The sequence below is a fragment of the Okeania sp. SIO2F4 genome, assembly GCF_010672385.1.
In the GTDB taxonomy this organism is placed as follows: Bacteria; Cyanobacteriota; Cyanobacteriia; order Cyanobacteriales; family Microcoleaceae; genus Trichodesmium.
Genome location: NZ_JAAHGT010001246.1, coordinates 1 through 2,127, shown reverse-complemented (window position 1 = coordinate 2,127; position 2,127 = coordinate 1). Strand labels below are relative to the sequence as shown.

The 2,127-nt window shown below is 38.2% G+C and carries 3 protein-coding genes; 2 read left to right on the top strand and 1 reads right to left on the bottom strand.

The window, feature by feature from the left end; genetic code table 11:
* Positions 1-900 (top strand): WD40 repeat domain-containing protein (locus tag F6K22_RS39360; protein WP_293110444.1); only part of this gene is annotated, 900 nt, incomplete at its 5' end.
* On the opposite strand, the gene F6K22_RS39355 is transcribed toward F6K22_RS39360, so the two are convergent.
* A complete protein-coding gene (locus F6K22_RS39355; RefSeq protein ID WP_293110442.1) occupies positions 886-1,104 on the bottom strand; it encodes a hypothetical protein in 219 nt (72 codons plus the stop codon). The genes F6K22_RS39360 and F6K22_RS39355 overlap by 15 nt on opposite strands.
* A gap of 272 nt (positions 1,105-1,376) precedes the next feature.
* Here F6K22_RS39355 and F6K22_RS39350 point away from each other — a divergent pair, with 272 nt between their 5' ends.
* Positions 1,377-1,874 carry a Uma2 family endonuclease gene (locus tag F6K22_RS39350; protein ID WP_293110440.1) on the top strand — a complete coding sequence of 166 codons (498 nt, stop codon included), beginning with the start codon at positions 1,377-1,379 and terminating at the stop codon, positions 1,872-1,874.
* Positions 1,875-2,127 lie beyond the last annotated feature (253 nt).

The window sequence follows — 2,127 nt, the reverse complement described above, 5'->3', positions numbered from 1 at the left end:
TTATCAGCTTCTAGGGATGGAAGTGTGAGAATTTCCAGAGCAGACGGTAATCAGATCGAACTCCTAAAACCCCACCCAGGTGAACTTAAACAGAATCAAGTTCTGGCAGTAAGTTTTAGCCCTGAGAGCCAAATTTTTGTTATTGGAGACATTACAGGAAAAATCGAAATCAGGAAGCGAGACGGTAGCTTGCAGAATACTATTGAAGCACATAAACTTCCGGTTTTAGGATTAAGTTTTAGTCCAGATGGTAAGGTTTTTGCTTCAGGAAGTGGTGATGGAACAGCAAAACTCTGGAACATAAACGGGTCTCTAGAGCGAATTCTTCTAGATAATGATAATAATAATAGTAAATTACGGGTGTTTGGAGTAGCTTTCAGTCCCGATAAAGACCCAGACAAGCAAATAATTGCTGTTACAATTAACAACAATAAAGTCAAATTATTGAACAGAGATGGTAAACAACTGAAGGTTTTAAAAGGCCACAAGAGGTTAGTTAGAGCCGTAGCTTTCAGTCGTGATGGTAAGCTAATTGCTACAGCTAGTGACGATCAAACTGTGAAACTATGGGACACAAATGGTAAAGAACGGGGAACTTTTTATGGTCATAACGATCGCGTTATCGGATTAGCTTTTAGCCCTGATGGTAATAGAATTGCTTCAGCTAGCGATGACAAAACAGTTCTCCTTTGGGATGTGAATATTAAGCAAGAGTTACCAGAGTTAAGGGAATATACCTGCAACTGGATGCAGAACTATCTCAAGAATAACCCAAATATTGATGATAGCGATCGCCAGCTATGCAATAGCCAAAATAAATTAAAGACCTACTACAGGAAGTTTCGACAAAAGTTCAAAGAAATACACCGACAAATGGATGTAGGACTATCTCCAGAATAACCCAAATATTGATGATAGCGATCGCCAGCTATGCAATAGCATCAAGTCAAAAGTTAAAAATAATCTCTGATACCAAATCCTGATAATTGTCATTACAACTGGAACGAAATAGAAAAAAGCAATCTTATGAGTACAGAAAGTTGTATTTATATCAAATCCGGTTAATTCGGTATAAAAAAATGTTCCATCTTCACATAATGCCAAATCTTTCTATATTTCCCCATCCCCCCACCCTCCCCACACTCTATTATTTAATTACACCGATGCTACCGGATTTAATATTATTTATTGTAGCATAAGCGATCGCTTTTCTGCCAGAAAACAGGAGGGATAGAACGACCTTCCCCAATATGTTAAAATCAAATCAAAACCTCAATTACCAGGAGACAAACAATGGTAGCACTTCCCAAACCAGATAAAATGACCCCCAAGAATACTTTGACTGGGAGGAGAAACAACCGATTAAATATGAATATATGAACGGTCATATTTTTGCCATGACTGGGGGAACTATTCCTCATAATGAGATTAGTATTAATTTGGCAACGGCTTTAAAAAATCATCTGCGAGGTAAAGGGTATAAAGTATTAATGGTAGATGTCAAACTGGGACTATCCGAAAACGGACCTTTTTATTATCCTGATGTGATGGTAACTTGCGATGAAAGAGACCGACGTGCCACTAAAGTTATTTATCATCCTTGCTTAGTCGTGGAGGTTTTATCTCCAGGAACCGAAGCTTTTAACAGGGGCAAAAAGTTTAAAAATTATCGCAACATTTCTACTTTTAAAGAATACGTTTTAATTGACGCGCGAGAGATGGCGGTGGAGTGTTTTCGACTTAACGAAAAAGGTGTTTGGGAACTTTATAATTATGGGGAAGGTCAGGAAGTAACTTTAACTTCTGTAGATTTGAGCTTTCCCATTGAGATGCTTTATGAGGATGTGGTTTTGGAGGAAGTAGAGGAAGAATAGAGAGGTGAGGCTCACGGGGTGACAAGGTAGCTGAAAGCTATATATAGAGGTGGACTTATCAAATAAGCTGAAGAATAGTTCAACTAAAATCCCACTATTATTGAGAATAGATGGGGGTGTGGTGCGTTCGCGGAGCGTTGCGGAGCGCAGTATCGCGCCACACAGTAGCTTGATTATTTATTCAAATAACTGGCAAAACAGTTAAAAATCCGATCAAAAAGGGTTGGTAATTACAAATAAAAATTAATAAAAG